At 64.0% G+C, this 18504-nt stretch carries 13 protein-coding genes and 2 pseudogenes; 7 read left to right on the top strand and 8 right to left on the bottom strand.

The annotated features are described in order from the left end of the window. Positions 1-125 precede the first annotated feature (125 nt). A complete protein-coding gene (rsgA, locus tag ASF84_RS20370) occupies positions 126-1157 on the top strand; it encodes a small ribosomal subunit biogenesis GTPase RsgA (protein WP_056840654.1) in 1032 nt (343 codons plus the stop codon). Positions 1158-1459: 302 nt separating this feature from the next. Here the strand turns inward: rsgA and motB are convergent, their stop codons facing one another. Next, complete coding sequence (motB, locus tag ASF84_RS20365) at positions 1460-2476, bottom strand: flagellar motor protein MotB (protein ID WP_056840653.1); 1017 nt, start codon at positions 2474-2476, stop codon at positions 1460-1462. Positions 2477-2479: 3 nt separating this feature from the next. After that, positions 2480-3331, bottom strand: a complete 852-nt coding sequence (gene motA / locus ASF84_RS20360; RefSeq protein ID WP_056840652.1) for a flagellar motor stator protein MotA — start codon at positions 3329-3331, stop codon at positions 2480-2482. Positions 3332-3548: 217 nt separating this feature from the next. Here motA and ASF84_RS20355 point away from each other — a divergent pair, with 217 nt between their 5' ends. The 4 genes from ASF84_RS20355 (at position 3549) to ASF84_RS20340 (ending at position 8946) form a co-directional block, all read left to right on the top strand. Next, on the top strand, positions 3549-5078 hold the full coding sequence (locus ASF84_RS20355) for an HDOD domain-containing protein (protein ID WP_056840651.1): 1530 nt from the start codon (positions 3549-3551) through the stop codon (positions 5076-5078). Positions 5079-5164: 86 nt separating this feature from the next. Further along, positions 5165-5980, top strand: coding sequence for a rhodanese-like domain-containing protein (locus ASF84_RS20350; protein WP_056840650.1), 816 nt, complete (start codon positions 5165-5167; stop codon positions 5978-5980). A 55-nt stretch (positions 5981-6035) separates the two neighbouring features. Beyond that, entirely contained in the window at positions 6036-6899 is an 864-nt protein-coding gene (gene asd, locus ASF84_RS20345; RefSeq protein WP_056840649.1) for an archaetidylserine decarboxylase, read from the top strand. Between the two features lie 268 nt (positions 6900-7167). Further along, entirely contained in the window at positions 7168-8946 is a 1779-nt protein-coding gene (locus tag ASF84_RS20340) for a hypothetical protein (protein ID WP_056840648.1), read from the top strand. A gap of 29 nt (positions 8947-8975) precedes the next feature. Here the strand turns inward: ASF84_RS20340 and serB are convergent, their stop codons facing one another. Then, positions 8976-10190 carry a phosphoserine phosphatase SerB gene (gene serB, locus ASF84_RS20335; RefSeq protein ID WP_056840647.1) on the bottom strand — a complete coding sequence of 405 codons (1215 nt, stop codon included), beginning with the start codon at positions 10188-10190 and terminating at the stop codon, positions 8976-8978. A 130-nt stretch (positions 10191-10320) separates the two neighbouring features. Between serB and ASF84_RS30300 the strand changes: the two are divergent. Together ASF84_RS30300 and ASF84_RS30295 are read left to right on the top strand one after the other, a co-directional pair. Further along, positions 10321-11041 (top strand): annotated as a pseudogene (locus ASF84_RS30300) (histidine kinase); the annotation flags it as partial. A 74-nt stretch (positions 11042-11115) separates the two neighbouring features. Continuing rightward, a pseudogene (locus ASF84_RS30295) lies at positions 11116-11826 on the top strand (histidine kinase); the annotation flags it as partial. Positions 11827-11922: 96 nt separating this feature from the next. Here ASF84_RS30295 and ASF84_RS20325 read toward each other — a convergent pair. The 5 genes from ASF84_RS20325 to parE all read right to left on the bottom strand — a co-directional run bounded on the left by ASF84_RS20325 (position 11923) and on the right by parE (position 18467). After that, positions 11923-12624 (bottom strand): PqiC family protein, encoded by a 702-nt coding sequence (locus ASF84_RS20325; protein ID WP_056840645.1) that lies wholly within the window; start codon positions 12622-12624, stop codon positions 11923-11925. Between the two features lie 180 nt (positions 12625-12804). Further along, positions 12805-15060 carry a DNA topoisomerase IV subunit A gene (gene parC / locus ASF84_RS20320; protein WP_056840644.1) on the bottom strand — a complete coding sequence of 752 codons (2256 nt, stop codon included), beginning with the start codon at positions 15058-15060 and terminating at the stop codon, positions 12805-12807. 13 nt (positions 15061-15073) lie between these two features. After that, positions 15074-15595 (bottom strand): retropepsin-like aspartic protease family protein, encoded by a 522-nt coding sequence (locus ASF84_RS20315; RefSeq protein WP_056840643.1) that lies wholly within the window; start codon positions 15593-15595, stop codon positions 15074-15076. Continuing rightward, complete coding sequence (locus tag ASF84_RS20310; RefSeq protein ID WP_056840642.1) at positions 15592-16566, bottom strand: esterase-like activity of phytase family protein; 975 nt, start codon at positions 16564-16566, stop codon at positions 15592-15594. Before ASF84_RS20310 ends, ASF84_RS20315 begins: the two co-directional genes overlap by 4 nt. After that, a complete protein-coding gene (gene parE / locus ASF84_RS20305; RefSeq protein ID WP_056840641.1) occupies positions 16563-18467 on the bottom strand; it encodes a DNA topoisomerase IV subunit B in 1905 nt (634 codons plus the stop codon). Before parE ends, ASF84_RS20310 begins: the two co-directional genes overlap by 4 nt. Positions 18468-18504: the final 37 nt, after the last annotated feature.

Below are 18504 nucleotides of genomic sequence, written 5' to 3'. Positions count from 1 at the left end.
GCGTAGGGGCGCAGTTTAGCCTAGCGCGGCGTGCTAGTATCGGCCCCTTGCACCCTTGCTGTTCATTTTTGCGGGCCGGTCGCTGCCAGATGGCGGGGCTCGGGCCTCACACATCGGAAGTCCCCATGGCCAAACGCCAACTCAATCGCCGCCAGAACTGGCGCATCGAAAAGATCCAGGGCGAGCGCGCCGCCCGCGCTGCCAAACGCGAGTCCCAGGCGGTCGAAATCCTCGAGGGCGGTGATCTGGGCCCCGAGCAGGTCGGCCTGGTGATTGCCCACTTCGGCGTCCAGGTCGAAGTCGAGGCCCAGGAAGGCGAGCTGCAGGGCCAGACCTACCGCTGCCACCTGCGTGCCAACCTGCCGGCGCTGGTCACCGGCGACCGGGTCGTCTGGCGGGCCGGCAACCAGGGCATCGGCGTGATTGTTGCGCAACTGCCGCGCAGCACCGAGCTGTGTCGTCCGGACTCGCGCGGCCAGCTCAAGCCGGTGGCGGCCAACGTCGACCTGATCGTGATCGTGTTTGCGCCGATGCCCGAGCCCCATGCCAACCTGATCGACCGCTACCTGGTGGCCGCCGAACATGCCGGCATTCACCCGTTGCTGCTGCTCAACAAGGCCGACCTGATCGACGAGCAGAACGCGATCGTGCTCAACGAGATGCTGTCGGTGTACCGCGGCCTGGGCTACCCGGTGCTGGAAGTGTCGGCGCATCACGGCGATGGCATGCAGCAACTGCAGGAACGCCTGAACGGCCAGGTCAGCGTATTCGTGGGTCAGTCGGGGGTGGGCAAGTCATCGCTGGTCAACAGCCTGTTGCCGGACGTGGGCACACGGGTCGGGCCGCTGTCGGAATTTTCCGGGCAAGGCACGCACACCACGACGACCGCACGGCTGTTCCACTTCCCGAACGGCGGCGAACTGATCGACTCACCGGGCATTCGAGAGTTCGGCCTGGTGCACGTCAGCCGCCATGACGTGGAAGCCGGCTTCATCGAGTTCAACAACCTGATCGGTACCTGTCGCTTCCGTGACTGCAATCATGACCGCGAGCCGGGTTGCGCACTGCTCAAGGGGCTGGAAGAAGGCCGGATTTCACCGCAGCGAATGCACAGCTACCGCTCGATCCTGGCCAGCCTGCCGCAAGACGAATACTAAGCGCCCTGCTGCCGGAGCGGCAGCAGCGGCATTCGCGACCGTGGGTCGCGCCTGCGGGTTTTGCGCCTGGCCCCTATTCAAGATCTGACATAGATCCTGTGGGAGCGATCACCGGTCGCGAAAGGGCCAGTACATTCAATATCTCCGGCGGCTGGCAGGATGCAATCGCGACCGTTGGCCGCGCCTACGGACTGATGCCAATCAGCCAAGTAGCGGCGCAAACATCCGAGCGTAGACCGGTCGGGCGACAAACCGCTTCAGCCGGGAACAACGCCCGGACCAAAACCTGCCGCCGACCGGGCTTACTGCCTCGGCGCCTGCACACCGCCCTGCTCGAACAGGTTCAGGCGCTGGCGCACATCACGCGGCAGCACACCCGCCTGTGGATCAACCGCAGGGGCCGTGCCGGAAGCGCCTGGCGCGGCCGGCGTGGCAGGTGCGGCCGGCGTGCCTGCCGGGGCCGTACCGGTGCCCTGGTCGCCATCGATCAACTGCTGGGCCTTCTTGGTCAGGACCACGATGTCGATGCGCCGGTTGATCGGATTGAGCGGCTGGTTGCGGTCATACAGCGCCGAGGAGGCATAGCCCACCACCCGCGCCACTTGCGACTCCGGATAAGTGCCGGCCACCAGGGCACGACGTGCCGCGTTGGCACGACTGGCCGACAGCTCCCAGTTACCGAACTCGCCCGCGCCGGCAAACGGCTTGGCATCGGTGTGGCCGCTGACGCTGATCTTGTTCGGCACATCCTTGATGGTGTCGGCCAGGGCCAGGAGGATGTCTTCGAAGTACGGTTTGAGCCGCGCACTGCCGGAGTCGAACATCGGCCGGTTATCAGCATCCACAATCTGGATGCGCAAGCCGTCCTGGGTGATTTCCAGCAGGATCTGGTCTTTGAATTTCTGCAGTTGCGGGCTTTCTTCAACCTTGTTCTGCAGCTCTTGCAGGAGCATTTCCAGGCGTTCTTTCTCGACCTGATCGGCCTTGGCCTCGGCGTCGTCAGACTCGATCGGCACGGTATCCGGGCTTGGCGTGCTCTTGATCTCGGGGTTCAGGGAGCGGTCCGGCGCCATTTCCGGCGAGCCACCCAGGTCGATCACATACGGCGAGCCGCTGTCGCTGAAACCGACCGGGTCCTTGAAGTAGCCGGCAATCGCCACCAGTTCTTCGGGCGTGGCGGCCGACATCAGCCAGAGCACCAGGAAGAACGCCATCATCGCCGTCGCAAAGTCGGCGAAGGCGATTTTCCAGGCACCACCGTGGTGTCCGCCACCGAAGCGCTTGACCCGCTTGATGATTATCGGCTGATTGTTTTCCATGGCTTAGCGACCGCGTACGGCTTGTTCCAGCTCGCTGAAGCTGGGGCGATGAGCCGGGTAAAGAACCTTGCGGCCGAACTCGACGGCCAGTGACGGCGGCATGCCGGAGGCGGACGCGACCAGCGAGGCCTTGATGCACTCGTAGACGTTCATCTCTTCCTTGGCATCGTGCGCCAGGGAAGTGGCCAGCGGGCCGAAGAAGCCGTAGGCCGCCAGAATACCGAAGAAGGTACCCACCAGGGCCGCACCCACGTGCTGACCGATGGCGGCCTTGTCGCCGGAACCCAGCGAGGCCATGGTCACCACGATCCCCAGTACCGCCGCAACGATACCGAAGCCGGGCATGCCGTCGGCGATGCCGGTCACCGCATGGGAAGGATGCTCGAGCTCTTCCTTCATGCTCAGCAGCTCCATGTCGAACAGGCCTTCAAGCTCGTGGGGCGCCATGTTGCCCGAGGACATGATGCGCAGGTAGTCGCAGATGTACGCCGTCATGCGGTCATCCTTGAGTACGCCGGGGTACTTGGCAAAGATCGGGCTGGAGGCCGGCTCTTCGATGTCGCCTTCGATGGCCATCATGCCTTCGCGACGGCTCTTGTTGAGAATCTCGTAGATCAGCCCCAGCACTTCGAGGTAATAGGCATGGGTAAAGCGGGTGCCGAACATCTTCAGCGACTTTTTGAACACATGCATGGTCATATGACCCGGGTTGGCCTGCAAGAAGGCACCCAGGGCCGCACCACCGATGATCAGGACCTCGAAGGGCTGGAACAGGGCCATGATCTGGCCGTGGGACAGCACGTATCCGCTGAGGACGCTTGCGAAAACGACAATAATGCCGATGATTTTAGCCATAGGTAAAAACTACTTGTTCAGTCGGATTCAGGGATAGGTGCGATGCAACGATGGAGCTGCTGTTCTGCTTATCGGCTTCACTGAGCCAGACTGTAGGCTGATCCTGTGAAAAAACCTGTTTCGTCCATGAGGCAGGGTGTAACAATACATGACATCGCAAGGTCTGAATAAGCGTAAACCACAACTGACAGACTCCTAGCCGTACAGGCCGCCCCGTATGCCGACAACGCCACATTTTCCACGCCCACGAACACTTGATGCCTGGGTCAGGCAACTGGATGGCCTTGCGCTGCCGATTCCGCAGCACAATCACGCCCATGTACGCTCGGCGCTCAATGACAGCCGCCGCTCGTTGCGTGACATTGCCGACATGATGCAGGAAAGCCCGGCCCTGGTCCTGAGCGTGCTGCGCGAAGCCAATCAGCATGCCCACGGCCTGGCCGAACAGGCCGAGAGCCTGGAAGTGGCGCTCAACCGCCTGGGCCTGGCACGCACCGAGGTGCTGCTCAATCGCCTGCCGGCCAAGCCGGCAGACGAGATCCCCAAGGCCTATCGGCAACTGATCCTGATCAGCCAGCACGCGACCCAACAGGCCAGCGGCCTGTTCGCCAGCCGCCTGGCACGCCTGTGGCAGGACATTCATCTGGGCAGCCTGTTATTTCTCTCACCGCTGTGGCCGATGGCACTGGCACACCCCACGCTGCTTGAAGAGTGGGAGCTGCGGGTCATCCACAAGGGCGAGTCGAGCCGGCGCGTCGAGCAGGAACTGTTCGGTATCAACCTGCTGGACCTGTGCCTGGCGCTGGCCGAAACCTGGCGCCTGCCGCTGTGGGTCACCCGCGGCTATACCGTGCTGATCAAGGAACGTCGCGAGTGGGTCAAGACCCTGCGCATCGCCCGCGAGAACCATGACCCCCTGCAGCAGCAGCGCGACATGGACGCCGATAACCCTCTGCAGCGCTGGTTCAACCAGCCGGCCAACACCGTGCTGCTGGGCAATGGTCTGGCGCTGTCAGCCCAGCAGGCCTGGAACAGCCCGCACTGCCTGCGCTGGGAACTGCTCAGCAGCCTGTACCTGCAACAGCCACTGGAGGATGTCCAGCAGCAGGTGCACCAGAACGCGGCCAGCAGTGGTCGCCAGCATGCGAGCCCAGACCTGTGGCACCCGGTCGAATCCCTGCTCTGGCCGTGGGACTTCAGGCGTATTGCCAACAACCACGAGCCCGCCCCGCCGCCCTCGGCCGATGCCCTGCAACGCTGGCGCAAGCTGTGCGCGGAGCTGCTGGTCGAACCCAGTCCGTTCAACAACGCCATGCACCTGACCACCCTGGCCCGCGATGCGCTGGTGGCCTGCGGCATGCAACGGGTCATGCTGCTGATGCCCGACAAGACCGCCAGCCTGCTGCGCGTGCACCAACTGGCCGGCATGAGCACCGATAACGCCGCCTTGCAGTTCCCGCTCAAGGACAGCAAGGTGCTGGAGCGCCTGCTCGGCCAGCCGACCCAGTTGCGCCTGACACCGGCCAACCACGCGCAGTTCGCCGCCTTGCTGCCGCCGGTGTTCAAGACTCTGTTCAAGGGCCAGCACTTGCTGATTCGCTCATTGAGCCGCAACGGCAAGGTATTGATGCTGGCCATCGCCGACCAGGGCGGCAGCCCGCTGTCGGACATCGCCGTGCAGGCCTTCGGCAAAACCGCGCAATGCATCGAGCGGGCGCTGGCCAATTTCGTCCAGCTCAAGTCCTGACCGGGCAGCGCTGATCGACGCCCAGGCCCTTTTCCAGCTCGGCCTGGGCTACAATTTGTGCCTTTGCTCATCAAGGGAGGCTGGAAATGTCCGTGTTCAACGACTTGCCGCTGGTCATCGAGCCCCGCGACCTGCAGGCTCGCCTGGCCGCGCCGGAACTGATTCTGGTAGACCTGACCACCCAGGCCCGCTACGACGCCGGGCACATCCCCGGCGCACGCTTCATAGAGCCCAAACGCACCCAACTGGGCCAACTGCCGGCGCCGGGCCTGACACCTGCCCTGAGCGACCTGCAACGCCTGTTCGGTGAGCTGGGCCATAATCCCGATGCGGTCTATGTGGTCTACGACGACGAAGGCGGCGGCTGGTCCGGGCGCTTTATCTGGTTGCTGGATGTGATCGGCCACACGCACTACCACTACCTTAATGGCGGCGTCCTGGCGTGGACCGCCGAGGGCCTGCCCTTGTCCACCGACGTACCGGCACCGGGCACCGCTGCGGTGACCCTGGAACTGCACGATCAGCCCACCGCGACCCGTGAGTACCTGCAAAGCCGCCTGGGCGCCGAGGATCTGGCGATCTGGGATGCCCGTGCCCCGGAAGAGTTTTCCGGTGCAAAACGCCTCTCGGCCAAAGGCGGGCATATTCCTGGCGCCGTGAATTTCGAGTGGACGCGTGGCATGGACCCGTCACGCCAGTTGCGCATTCGCCAGGATCTCGCCCAAACGCTGCAGGCCCTGGGCATTACCCCCGACAAGGAAGTGATCACCCATTGCCAGAGCCATCGCCGCTCGGGCTTTACCTACCTGGCCGCCAAGGCGCTGGGCTACCCGCAGGTCAAGGCCTATGCCGGTTCCTGGAGCGAATGGGGCAACCACCCCGACACGCCGGTCGAACAATGACTCTGCAGCTTGCCGCCCGATCAGGCAGGCTCCCAATCACTACTTAGGAAGATTCATGAAAGAGCGTCTGTTTATTCTCAGTCAGTACCTGCTGCCCCATCACTTGTTGTCGCGCCTGGCCGGCTGCGTGGCCGAATGCCGCGTGCGCTGGTTCAAGAATGCCTTCACGGCGTGGTTCGCACGTCGCTACCAGATCGACATGTCCCAGGCCCAGGTCGAAGACCTCACCGCCTATGAGCACTTCAATGCCTTTTTCACCCGTGCGCTGAAACCCGACGCGCGCCCGCTGGATGCCACGCCCGGCGCGGTACTGAGCCCGGCCGACGGTGCCATCAGCCAGCTGGGCCCGATCGAACAGGGCCGGATTTTCCAGGCCAAGGGCCACAGCTACAGCGTGCTTGAACTGCTGGGCGGCGACCCGGCCGTATCGGCGCCGTTCATGGGCGGCGAGTTCGCCACCGTGTACCTGTCGCCCAAGGACTACCATCGCGTGCACATGCCATTGGCCGGCACCCTGCGCGAAATGATCTATGTGCCGGGGCGCATCTTCTCGGTCAACCAGACCACGGCTGAAAACGTGCCGGAGCTGTTCGCACGCAACGAGCGCGTGGTCTGCATCTTCGATACCGAGCGCGGCCCGATGGCCATGGTGCTGGTCGGGGCGATGATCGTCGCCTCGGTCGAAACGGTCTGGGCCGGGCTGGTCACGCCGCCCAAGCGCACGCTGAAGACCGTGCGCTACGACGAAGCGGCACGGGCACCGATCCATCTGGAAAAAGGCGCCGAGATGGGCCGCTTCAAGCTGGGCTCCACTGTCATCGTCCTGTTCGGGCCCGAACAGGTCAAATGGGCCGAGCACCTGGCAGCTGAATCCAAGGTCAATATGGGCCAGGCCCTGGCTCACGCCACCTCGGCCTGAGCCATTCGGCCGGCTGCGGCGGTGTTGTCAGACAGACCGTTGCAACCGGCCAGCCCCGTCTGTATCGCGCTGTCCGGCCCGGCTCGCGCCATGGCCATAAGCCAGATTAAGCTGCGGGATCAGGTCGATACTGTTACAGTCGGCCCATCGGTGTTGTAGGACACTTTGTATTCAACCGGCACATCCAGCGACCTGACTCAGTCAGACGCCAGCGTGCCGATCGAAGACCACCGTTCGGGCCAGTAATACGCAGGAGTCTGCCTGTCACATGAGTAAATTGAGCTTTCCTTTGTTGTTGCGTGTTCCAGCACCGACACAGTCGAGCCTGACCTTCTGTGATGCCAATCCGCGCGATCTCAAGCGCTGGATCTCGACACTGCCCAAGGCCAATCTCGGCGAAATGGCCCGGCAATTGTATCAAGGTCTTACAGAACTCAACCTGCTGCTCACCCCTACCGAAAATCGCCTGCAACTGCTGGAGCTGCTGCGCCCGGAAGTGTACTTCGTGTGCAAACACCTGGAGCGCCACTTTCTCAACCAGTCCATCGTACTGGACGAACGTCCGCGCAAGGTTGCCAACCTGTGCCAGGCCCTGCAGAACCACTTGGCCACTGGCTACAAACTGATCATTCATCAGGTTGCGCCCCACTACAGCCGTGATCAGGCCACCGTGTTCACCACCGCACTGCAGCGTGCCCTGCATTGCCTGAACGGCCCCCTGGTACGCGCCAGTCAGTTGTACTGCCCGGTGCAGGACGGTCTGTGGCTTGAGCTGCACCAGATCTACCAGATCGCGCGTCAACAGCAGCTGCACACCGTGCAGGTTATCGAACCCCAGGCGCTGCATGTGCGCAGCCTGAGCGTCGAACAGACCTATGTCATTGCCTTGATGATGGGCAATGCGCGCTGCAACCAGATGCGCCAGCTCAACATCGGCAGGCTGGCCGAGGCGCTCGAAGCCTGGAGCAGCCTGGTCCGGTTGCAGGATGCGCATGAGGACGGCAGCCTGTTCGCGCTGGATCCAGGCGTCGACAAACCACCGCGTTACCGCAATCTGTATGGTGAAGAGATCCTGCCGCGCCTGCTCGGCATCAACCCCCTGAACCTGGCCAGTGCCATTCATCAGTACCTGGAACTGCCAGCCGAGCAGCGTGCACAGGCACGCCTGACTGTGCCACCGGGGGTCAGTGCCGACCTGCTGCAACACCTGGCAGTGGCCTGGGGTGATGTGGCAGAGCGGACCTTTCAGCGCATCCCGGGCCAGGGTTCCCTGAAGCTGTGCCTGGGCATGAGCGCCCTGCACTACTACCTGGGCGGGCGCAAATCGTTCAGCGAACAGCTGCAACTCCCGGCGGTGATCCAGGCGGCGGACTTCAGCCTCAAGCTCGTCAATGACCATGACGACCCCTGGTCGCAGGCATTCGACACCCAGCGCGGCAACACCTCTTCGACCTTGCTGCCGTTCGAGGAAATCCAGTACCCGCAAGCCGAAAGCGATGCCGATGGCAACAACGCCCAGCAGGACTTTCCGGTCTATGAACTCAACATCGTCAATCACAGCCCGGGCGGTTATTGCCTGGCCTGGCACAAGGAGGTGCCCAGCCAGCTCCAGGCCGGCGAAGTCATCGGCTTGCAGGATGAAAGCGGGTTGGGCTGGAGCGTTGCCATCGTGCGCTGGATACGCCAGGTACGCAGCGGCGGCACGCAGATGGGCATCGAGCTGATCGCGCCCTTCGCCCAGCCCTGCGGCATGCAGTTGATTGGTGAAGAACTGAACAGCCAGTACCTGCGCAGCCTGATGCTGCCCGAAGTGCGGCCGCTGGACAAACCACCGATGGTGCTGGCACCGCGATTGCCCTTCAAGGAGGGCAGCAAGGTGATGATGAACATCAACGGCGACGAAACACGCGCCGCCCTCAAGACACGCCACATCGCCAGCGCCAGCTACAACCAGTTCGAGTACCAGTTGTTCGAGGCACCGAAGGTCGCCGGCCAGGACAAGGCCCGGGGCGGCGAAGAGTTCGACTCGCTTTGGGGAACGCTTTGACGGCGGCCATGGCCGCCAGCGTTTAACGCTTAATGACGGCCTTCGCGGTCGCGAAAGCCCAGCAGGTACAGCACGCCGTCCAGGCCCAGGGTCGAGATTGCCTGTTTGGCGGACTGCTTGACCAGCGGCTTGGCACGGAAAGCCACGCCCAGACCCGCGATGGCCAGCATCGGCAAGTCGTTGGCGCCGTCGCCCACGGCAATGGTCTGCTCCAGGCTCAGGCCTTCCCTGTGCGCCAGCTCGCGCAGCAGGTCGGCCTTGCGCTGGGCATCGACGATCGGCTCCACGGCCACACCGGTCACCCGGCCGTCGACCACCTCCAGTTCATTGGCAAATACATAGTCAATGCCCAGCTTCTGCTGCAACTGTTTGGCAAAGTAGGTAAAGCCACCGGACAGGATCGCGGTCTTGTAGCCCAGGCGCTTGAGTTCGGCGAACAGGTTTTCGGCGCCCTCGGTCAGGCGCAGCGAGGCGCCGATGTCGTCGAGCACACTGACGTCCAGCCCCTTGAGCAACGCCAGGCGCTCCTTGAAGCTGGCGCGAAAATCCAGCTCGCCGGCCATGGCACGCTCGGTGATGGCCGAGACTTGCTCGCCCACCCCGGCCGCCTTGGCCAATTCGTCGATGACCTCGGCCTCGATCAGGGTCGAGTCCATGTCGAACACCGCCAGGCGGCGGTTGCGACGGAACAGCGAATCCTGCTGGAACGCAATGTCGACGTTCAGCTCTTGCGCGACACTGAGGAACTCGGCCTGCATGGCCTTGAGATCACCCGCTTCACCGCGCACGGAAAACTCGATGCAGCCCTTGCTCTGGTCTGCCGGCGTATCCAGTGGCGTGCGCCCGGACAATCGATCGATCTGGTCGATGTTCAGGCCATAGCGGGCAATGATCGAGCTGACGCATTGCAGTTGCTCGGCGGTGACCTTGCGGGTCAGGAGGGTCACGATATGCCGGGCTTTGCCCTGACCGTCGACCCAATGCTGGTAGTCCTCTTCGGACACGGGCGTGAAACGCACTTGCTGGTCGAGCTTGTAGGCGGTGAACAAAACCTCTTTGAGCACCGAGGAACCCTGCACCGTATCCGGAATCTCAACCAGGATGCCAAACGACAGCGTGTCGTGGATCACCGCCTGACCAATATCGAGAATGTTCACGCCACCTTGGGCAAGAGCGCCGGTAATGGCTGCGGTGAGACCGGGACGATCCTCACCAGTGATGTTAATCAGGACGATTTCGCGCAAGGCGCACCCCCGCTATGGAAAAAAATCGCATTCTACCTGCTTTCAAGGCCCACCGGGCACAGCCAGCGCTTTGCCGTCTCAGGGGCGCTCGCTATACTGCGCGGCAACTTCTTCGAAAGAGCCGCGCTCTGTGAACCGGCCCACGCCTGTCAAATCCGATAACTTCTTCCTGCTGATCTTTCGTGCCGTGCGTCACCGCCGCGTGCCGATCGCGCTGCGTATCGCCAGTCATAACGTGATTCTGGTGGCGCTGGCCCTGGTGATCTATGCCGGCGTCATGGGCCTGCAGTTCAAGCAGGCCATGCACGAGCAGGCCGACGCCCTGGGCCAGGCCCTGACCACCCAGACGGCGACCTCGGCCACCGAGTTGCTGGTGGCCAACGACATCCTCAGCCTCAATGTGCTGCTGGGTAACCTGGTCAAGAATCCGCTGGTGGCCCATGCGGCAATCTACAGCGTCGACAACCGCATTCTCGCCGAGGCCGGGCAGCGCCCGAAAAGCGGGTTGCTGGGTGAAAGCCAGGGCCTGTACGAAATCAAGATCACGTTCCAGGACGTGATGGCCGGGCATCTGCGCATCAGCCTGGACATGTCGCAATTCCAGCAGCCGCTGACCATCAGCCTGCAAAGCATGGGCATCCTGGCCGGTATCCTGCTGGCCCTGGCCCTGGCCCTGAGCCTGCGCCTGGGCCGGCACATTTCCACGCCGCTGCTGCAGTTGCGCCTGTGGCTGCGCAACATCGACCCCTACACACCGGGCACCGAGCGCCAGGACGAAGTGGGTGACCTGGCCCGCCAGTTGCGCGCTTCGTTCGCGCCACCGGTTCCGGAGCCCGCACCGGAGCCGGAGTTCGACCCGGACCTGCACGACGACCTGGGCGACGAGTCGTTCTCGGCCCATGACGAGATCATCGAAAAACCTGTCAGGCCACGCCTGGCGCCGGCCCCGGTGCCGCGACGCATCATGGCCGAGGAGGACCTGGACGACGATGACGCCTTCGCCGACCTGCACGAACCCGTCGTGCGCCCGGCGGCCATGCCGGTACCGGTCGTCCCTGTCTATAACGAACCACAGCACACCGCCATCCTCGCCGCCCAACTGGGTGCACAGGACCAGTTGCGCCGCCTGCCGCGCGCACGCCTGACCGACCTGCAGCAACGTTATCGCGATTGCCTGGAGCAGGCCGCCTCACTGTATGACGGCGAGATGCACACCCTCAATGACGGCAGCACCTTGTTGCTGTTCCACAGCCAGGTCATCGGCGAGGACTACCTCACCAACGCCATCTGCTGCGGAGAATTGCTGCGCGCCCTGAGTCACGCCTTGCAGGTCGAAGTCGCCGACAGCGGCATTACCTTGCAATTGCAACTGGGCCTGACGCTGGACGAGGGTCTCAAGGGCCTGAGCCAGATCGACCTGCTGCTGACCAAAAAGGCCCAGGACGCCCTGGCCCTGTCGCAGCACAGCCGCAACCTGCTGCTGGTGGAGCGCTCGATCAACGACGACGAACTGATCCGCCAGCGTGCCCGCATCCGCCCCATCGCCAGCCCCGAAGGCGCATGCTGTGTAGAACGCCTGATGGAGCCCTACCCCTCGATGCTCGAGCGCCAGCTGGCACGGATGCACGACGTATAAAACACGCTGCAGGAGCGCGGGGGCGGCCATCCGTCTCTGCCCGCGGTGGTTCAGGAAAGCGCGCAGTCCCTGACGGGGCTGCGCGCAGAGGCGCAATCAGAAGCGGAACACTTCCAGATCGGTACGGATGGGCGCGGCCATGGGGATTTTCGGCTTGTCGGCCTGAGGCTTGGCACGCACGATGGGCGCGGCTTTCTTTGGCTCTTCGATCACCCAGGAGATCGGCTTGATCGCCGTGCTGATCTGATCGGCCAGCCGCTGCAGGAGCAGGCCCTGGGCCTTGACCTGGGCGGCCGTACTGCCGCTGTGAACCTCTTGCAGATGCACCAGGCGGCTGTCGCGCACCTTGCCCTTGCGGTCCAGCAGGCGCCATTGGGCGTCAAGGATGGCCGGCTGTTTGCTGCCGGAGTCCAGGCGGGTGATCGACAGGATCACTTGCACGTCGGGCACGAAGTTGGCGCCTTGGGCAGGCGCCAGGACCACGCGCTGGCTGTCGAGTTTCCAGGCCACCTGGCGCAGCAACAACTGGTCGATATCGGACGACAGGTTACCGGCCCAGCGACCGTCGGGGGATGCGGTCAGGGTGCCGTCAGGCTGGCGTTGCAGAAGGGTTTCGCGTTGCAGGTAGTCCGCGACCGAAACCGGCCCCAGCAATACCGCCAGACCGGTGCCCTGCCTGGGCTGGCCTGGCTGGCCGCTGTCGAGCTGATACAGCGCGGCCGGTTGATGCACGCTGCAACCGGCCAGGCCAAGTACGCCGGTCATCAGCAAAATAATGGGAAGGCGTAGAAAATTCATCGTCCCGTCCAGGAACCTGTGAGCGGCAGGTTAAAAATTGAAAGCTCGCCAGCGTCATACAGGCATAGAGCCACGCCGGCTTGAAGACCCCATATCATCCGTTAATATCGTTCATGACTCCAGCGATTCTGCGGCGATCTTCGGCGCAAACCGAAGATCGCTGGCAGTAAACGGGTGTTTTCAGCCGTTTTCGACCAATAACGCATCCACGCGCTGAAACCCGCGGGGCAGCTTGTTGCCCCGCCGCCCACGCTCACCCTTGTAGTGCTCAAGGTCGTCGGCCTTGAGCGACAGGGTGCGCTTGCCGGCCTGCAGCACCAGGGTGGCGCCTTGCGGGATGACCGCCAGGTCGCTGACGTACTCTTCGCGGCTGGCCACCCGATCACCCGGCACGCCGATGATCTTGTTGCCCTTGCCCTTGCCCAGTTGTGGCAGGTCGCTGATACGGAACACCAGCAGCCGGCCTTCGGTGGTCACCGCCGCCAGCCAGTTGCTCTCGCGGTCGCCCACCGGACGCGGCGCAATGACTTTCGAGCCAGCCGGCAGGGTCAGCAGCGCCTTGCCCGCCTTGTTCTTGGCTTGCAGGTCCTCACCCTTGACCACGAACCCGTAGCCGGCATCGGAGGCAATCACATACAGCGCCTCGTCATCAGGCAGCAGCACGCATTCGAAGCTGGCGCCGGGCGGTGGCTGCAGCTTGCCGGTCAACGGCTCACCCTGCCCCCTGGCCGATGGCAAGGTGTGCGCGGCCACCGAATAGCTGCGCCCGGTGGAGTCGATGAACACGGCAAATTGATTGGAACGCCCGATGGCCGAGGTCTTGAAGCCATCGCCAGCCTTGTAAGAGAGCCCGGTGGCGTCGATGTCATGGCCCTTGCCGCACCGCACCCAGCCCTTTTCGGACAATACAACGGTGACCGGCTCGGTCGGCATCAGCTCGTTTTCCGACAACGCACGGGCCTCGGCTCGCTCGACGATCGGTGAGCGGCGGTCGTCGCCATAGGTTTCGGCGTCGGCAATCAGTTCGGTACGCACCAGCTTGCGCAGCTTGGCGTCGCTGCCCAGCAGGGCCTTGAGCTTGGCCTGCTCCTTGAGCAAGGCGTCCTGCTCGCTGCGCAGCTTCATTTCTTCGAGGCGCGCCAGTTGCCGCAGGCGGGTGTCGAGAATGTAGTCGGCCTGGATCTCCGACAACCCGAAGCGCGCGATCAGCTCGGCCTTGGGGTGTTCGGCGGTGCGGATGATGTGGATCACTTCATCCAGGTTCAGGTAGGCGGTCAGCAAGCCTTCCAACAGGTGCAGGCGATGCTCGACCTTGTCCAGGCGGAACTGCAGGCGGCGGCGCACGGTGCTGATGCGGAACGCCAGCCACTCGTTGAGCAGCATGCGCAGGTTCTTGAGCTGCGGCTTGCCGTCCAGGCCGATGATATTGACGTTGACCCGGTAGCTGGACTCCAGGTCGGTGGTGGCGAACAGATGCTGCATCAGCTCGCCGGCATCGATACGGCTGGAACGCGGGATGATCACGATGCGGCACGGGTTTTCGTGGTCCGACTCGTCACGCAGGTCGGCGACCATCGGCAGCTTCTTGGCCTGCATCTGGGCGGCGATCTGCTCCAGCACCTTGGCCCCGGAGACCTGGTGCGGCAAGGCCGTCACCACGATGTCGCCGTCTTCGACCCGGTACACGGCGCGCATGCGCACCGAGCCCTTGCCGGTCTCGTACATTTTCAGCAGGTCGGCACGCGGGGTGATGATCTCGGCTTCGGTCGGGTAGTCAGGGCCCTGGATGTGCTCACACAGTTGCTCGACCGTGGCCTTGGGCTCATCGAGCAGGCGCACGCAGGCGCTGGCCACTTCCCGCAGGTTGTGCGGCGGCACGTCGGTGGCCATGCCGACCGCGATGCCGGTGGTGCCGTTGAGCAGGATATTGGGCAACCGCGCCGGCAACACCGCCGGCTCATCGAGGGTGCCGTCGAAGTTCGGCACCCAGTCGGCCGTGCCCTGGCCCAGTTCGCTGAGCAGCACTTCGGAATAGCGCGACAGGCGCGCCTCGGTGTAGCGCATGGCCGCGAACGACTTGGGATCATCCGGTGCACCCCAGTTGCCCTGGCCATCGACCAGGGTGTAGCGGTAGCTGAACGGCTGGGCCATCAGCACCATGGCCTCGTAGCAGGCCGAGTCGCCGTGCGGGTGGAACTTGCCGAGCACGTCGCCCACGGTGCGGGCCGACTTCTTGTGCTTGGCGTCGGCGCCCAGGCCCAGCTCGCTCATGGCGTACACGATACGACGCTGCACCGGCTTGAGGCCGTCGCCGATGTGCGGCAAGGCGCGGTCCATGATCACGTACATGGAATAGTTGAGGTAGGCCTGTTCGGTGAAGTCGGCCAGGGAGCGGCGTTCGACGCCGTCCAGGCTGAGGTCAAGGGAGTCGCTCATGCGGGCCTCGTCATTAAGGGGTCGTCTGGCGCAGCAGCAAGGTGCCGCCACGCTGGGTAAATTCGAGTTGTTTCATCGCGCTCATGCCCAGCAGGATTTCATCGCCATCCAGGCTGGGGGTTACCAGCGCCCGCACATCGCGCAGCACGATCTCGCCCAACTGGACCCGGTCCAGGCGGGTGCGAAAGCCCTGCACCCGGCCGTTGGCGGTGCTGACCGTGACCGGTACGCCGCGCTCCAGGCCCAGTTCGTCGGCCAGGTCACCAGGGATGGCGACATCGGTGGCGCCGGTGTCGATCATGAACGGTACGTCGCGACCGTTGAGGCGTGCGGTGCCGACAAAATGCCCCTGTCGGTTGCCCACTAGGCGCACTTCTATCGCCCCCTGGGTGTGCACCGACTCCATGGCGGTATTGGGGTTGTGCTGCTTGTCTTCCCACTCGCCAAAAAAGCGCGTGGCCAGAAACAGCCCGGCCGCCCAGGCCATGAGCATCAGGATCTTGCCGGCACGCCGGCCAGGCTGCGGTGGGGTCATGGCGCGCTCCAGCCGCCGGCAGGCGCTGCAAAACGCCAGACGACGGGTCGTTTTTCACCATCGGCGCGGGCGCCGAAGTTGTTGTCCGTGCCGATCCAGGCCCCGGTGTCGTCGATCACCAGCGCTTCGGTCAGGCCATAGGGCTGATCATAGCGTCGCTCTGGCTGCCGGGCCTCATGGCCGAACGACCAGCAGCGCTCGGCCACGCCGTCTTCGGGGTCACGCCGGCAGATCCGGTACACCGAGCGCTCCAGGGTAAACAGCTTGCCCTGGTACAGCGACAAGTCGGCAAAGTCCCATGACGTGATGGCCTTGTCGGCCCGGCCGGTGGGTGGGTGGTCGACCTGGGCATACAGCACGCAGTCCGGCGCACAGCGCCATTGCTCGCCCTCGCGCTGCACCACCAGCAGGCCGCGCTCCTGACGTTCCGCTGCCAGCCAGAGTCGCTCGCCCTGCGGATCGATGGCGATGCCTTCGAAGATGGCATTGAAGTGCTGCAACATGCCCTTGGCCTGAGCCTGGGCCACCAGCGCCGGCGGCAGGACCAGCCAGGTAGCCGGCCCTGTCGCCGGCACCTTGAGCACCGCGGCGGTGGCTTCGCTGACCACATAGCGGTTGCCCGCCGCGTCGCAACTGATGCCTTCATAATCCAGGCTGCCGCCGCGGACCACGGTTGACAGGGTGGCCAGCGAACGCAGGCGGGCCGGCAGGTCGCTGTGCGGCTCAGGCACGTCGAATTCGTGCGCCTCGGCCTGCCACACGGCCTGCGTGCGGTCCAGTCGATAGAGCACGCGGTCATCGCGGTCCGACACCGTCCACAATTGACCGTCGCACAGGGCCAGGCCCGACAGGTTACCACCGGTCATGCCCTCTACCGGGTGTTCCGAGAGCAGCTTGAGTTGCTGCAGCGGTACCTGCGCGTGAGCCGGAACCGCCAGCAAGGCCAGCGCGGCGAGCCAGGCTCGCCTCAACTCAGGACCTCGGCCAGGTTGCCCTTGGCTTCAAGCCAGGCCTTGCGATCGGAAGCGCGCTTCTTGGCCAGCAGCATGTCCATGATTTCCGTGGTCGCGGCATAGTCGTCCAGGGTGAGCTGGACCAGACGCCGGGTGTTGGGGTCCATGGTGGTTTCACGCAACTGCGGCGGGTTCATTTCACCCAGGCCCTTGAAGCGCGTGACCTGCGGCTTGCCGCGTTTCTTCTCGGCCACCAGGCGGTCGAGGATGCCATCGCGCTCGGCTTCGTCCAGGGCGTAGAAAATCTCCTTGCCCAGGTCGATGCGGTACAGCGGTGGCATGGCCACATACACATGGCCCGCATCCACCAACGGGCGGAAATGCTGGACGAACAGCGCGCACAGCAAGGTGGCGATGTGCAAGCCGTCCGAGTCGGCGTCGGCCAGGATGCAGATCTTGCCGTAGCGCAGCTGGCCGATGTCGGCCGAGCCCGGATCGACACCAATGGCCACGGCAATGTTATGCACTTCCTGGCTGGCCAGCACTTCGCCGCCGTCGACTTCCCAGGTGTTGAGGATCTTGCCGCGCAGCGGCAGGATGGCCTGGAACTCCTTGTCACGGGCCTGCTTGGCGGAACCGCCGGCCGAGTCGCCCTCGACCAGGAACAGCTCGGAGCGCGCCGGGTCCTGCCCGGCACAATCGGCCAGCTTGCCCGGCAGGGCCGGACCCTGGGTGATGCGCTTGCGCTCGACCTTCTTGCTGGCCTTCAGCCGGCGGCCGGCGTTGTTGATCGCCAGTTCTGCCAGTTGCATGCCCAGGTCCGAGTGCGTGTTGAGCCACAGGCTGAACGCGTCCTTGACCACCCCGGAGACGAAGGCCGCCGCTTCACGTGACGACAGGCGCTCCTTGGTCTGGCCGGAGAACTGCGGCTCCTGCATCTTGGTCGACAGCACAAAGGCAATGCGCTCCCAGACGTCTTCCGGCGCCAGCTTCACACCGCGCGGCAGCAGACTGCGGAACTCGCAGAACTCGCGCATCGCATCGAGCAGGCCCTGGCGCAGGCCGTTGACGTGGGTGCCGCCCTGGGCGGTGGGGATCAGGTTGACGTAGCTTTCCTGCACGCTGTCACCGCCTTCGGGCAACCACAGCAAGGCCCAGTCCACCGCTTCTTTATTGCCGGCAAAACTGCCGCAGAACGGCTCGTCGGGCAGGCGCAGGAAGTCGGTGACCGAATCCTGCAGGTAAGAGCGCAGGCCGTCCTCGTAATGCCACTCGACCTTCTCGCCGGTGGATTTGTCCTCGAAGCTGACCAGCAGCCCCGGGCACAGCACGGCCTTGGCCTTGAGCACATGCTTGAGGCGGCTGACGGAGAACTTCGGGCTGTCGAAATACTTGGGGTCCGGGCTGAAATACACGCTGGTGCCGGTGTTGCGCTTGCCCACCGTACCGACCACCTGCAGGTCCGAGGCCTTGAAGCCGTCGGCGAAGGTCATCTGGTATTCGTTGCCATCGCGCTTGACCTTGACCCGCACCTGGGTCGAGAGCGCGTTGACCACCGAAATCCCCACGCCGTGCAGGCCGCCGGAGAACTGGTAGTTCTTGTTGGAGAACTTGCCGCCGGCGTGCAGCTTGGTCAGGATCAGCTCGACCCCGGACACGCCTTCTTCAGGGTGAATGTCCACCGGCATGCCGCGACCGTCATCGCTGACTTCCAGAGAGTGGTCGGCGTGAAGGATCACCTGCACCGAGCGGGCGTGACCGGCCAGGGCTTCGTCGACACTGTTGTCGATGACCTCCTGGGCCAGGTGGTTGGGCCGCGAGGTGTCGGTGTACATGCCCGGACGCTTGCGAACCGGATCGAGGCCCGAGAGGACTTCGATGGCATCGGCGTTATAGGAACTAGCGCTGGGAGTGGCCATGGGTTCTCGTTATCAAGGATTCATGAAAGATCGCACA

It is taken from the genome of Pseudomonas sp. Leaf127 (assembly GCF_001423155.1).
Classification (GTDB): domain Bacteria; phylum Pseudomonadota; class Gammaproteobacteria; order Pseudomonadales; family Pseudomonadaceae; genus Aquipseudomonas; species Aquipseudomonas ovata.
Note: the sequence above shows the minus strand (reverse complement) of the source record. Positions and strands in the feature narration are given on the sequence as shown.

What these genes read in the sequence shown, in the direction of transcription:
- rsgA (WP_056840654.1), top strand. Translation starts at nt 126, where the DNA reads ATGGCCAAACGCCAACTCAATCGCCGCCAGAACTGGCGCATCGAAAAG.
- motB (WP_056840653.1), bottom strand. Translation starts at nt 2,476, where the DNA reads ATGGAAAACAATCAGCCGATAATCATCAAGCGGGTCAAGCGCTTCGGT.
- motA (WP_056840652.1), bottom strand. Translation starts at nt 3,331, where the DNA reads ATGGCTAAAATCATCGGCATTATTGTCGTTTTCGCAAGCGTCCTCAGC.
- ASF84_RS20355 (WP_056840651.1), top strand. Translation starts at nt 3,549, where the DNA reads ATGCCGACAACGCCACATTTTCCACGCCCACGAACACTTGATGCCTGG.
- ASF84_RS20350 (WP_056840650.1), top strand. Translation starts at nt 5,165, where the DNA reads ATGTCCGTGTTCAACGACTTGCCGCTGGTCATCGAGCCCCGCGACCTG.
- asd (WP_056840649.1), top strand. Translation starts at nt 6,036, where the DNA reads ATGAAAGAGCGTCTGTTTATTCTCAGTCAGTACCTGCTGCCCCATCAC.
- ASF84_RS20340 (WP_056840648.1), top strand. Translation starts at nt 7,168, where the DNA reads ATGAGTAAATTGAGCTTTCCTTTGTTGTTGCGTGTTCCAGCACCGACA.
- ASF84_RS20325 (WP_056840645.1), bottom strand. Translation starts at nt 12,624, where the DNA reads ATGAATTTTCTACGCCTTCCCATTATTTTGCTGATGACCGGCGTACTT.
- parC (WP_056840644.1), bottom strand. Translation starts at nt 15,060, where the DNA reads ATGAGCGACTCCCTTGACCTCAGCCTGGACGGCGTCGAACGCCGCTCC.
- ASF84_RS20315 (WP_056840643.1), bottom strand. Translation starts at nt 15,595, where the DNA reads ATGACCCCACCGCAGCCTGGCCGGCGTGCCGGCAAGATCCTGATGCTC.
- parE (WP_056840641.1), bottom strand. Translation starts at nt 18,467, where the DNA reads ATGGCCACTCCCAGCGCTAGTTCCTATAACGCCGATGCCATCGAAGTC.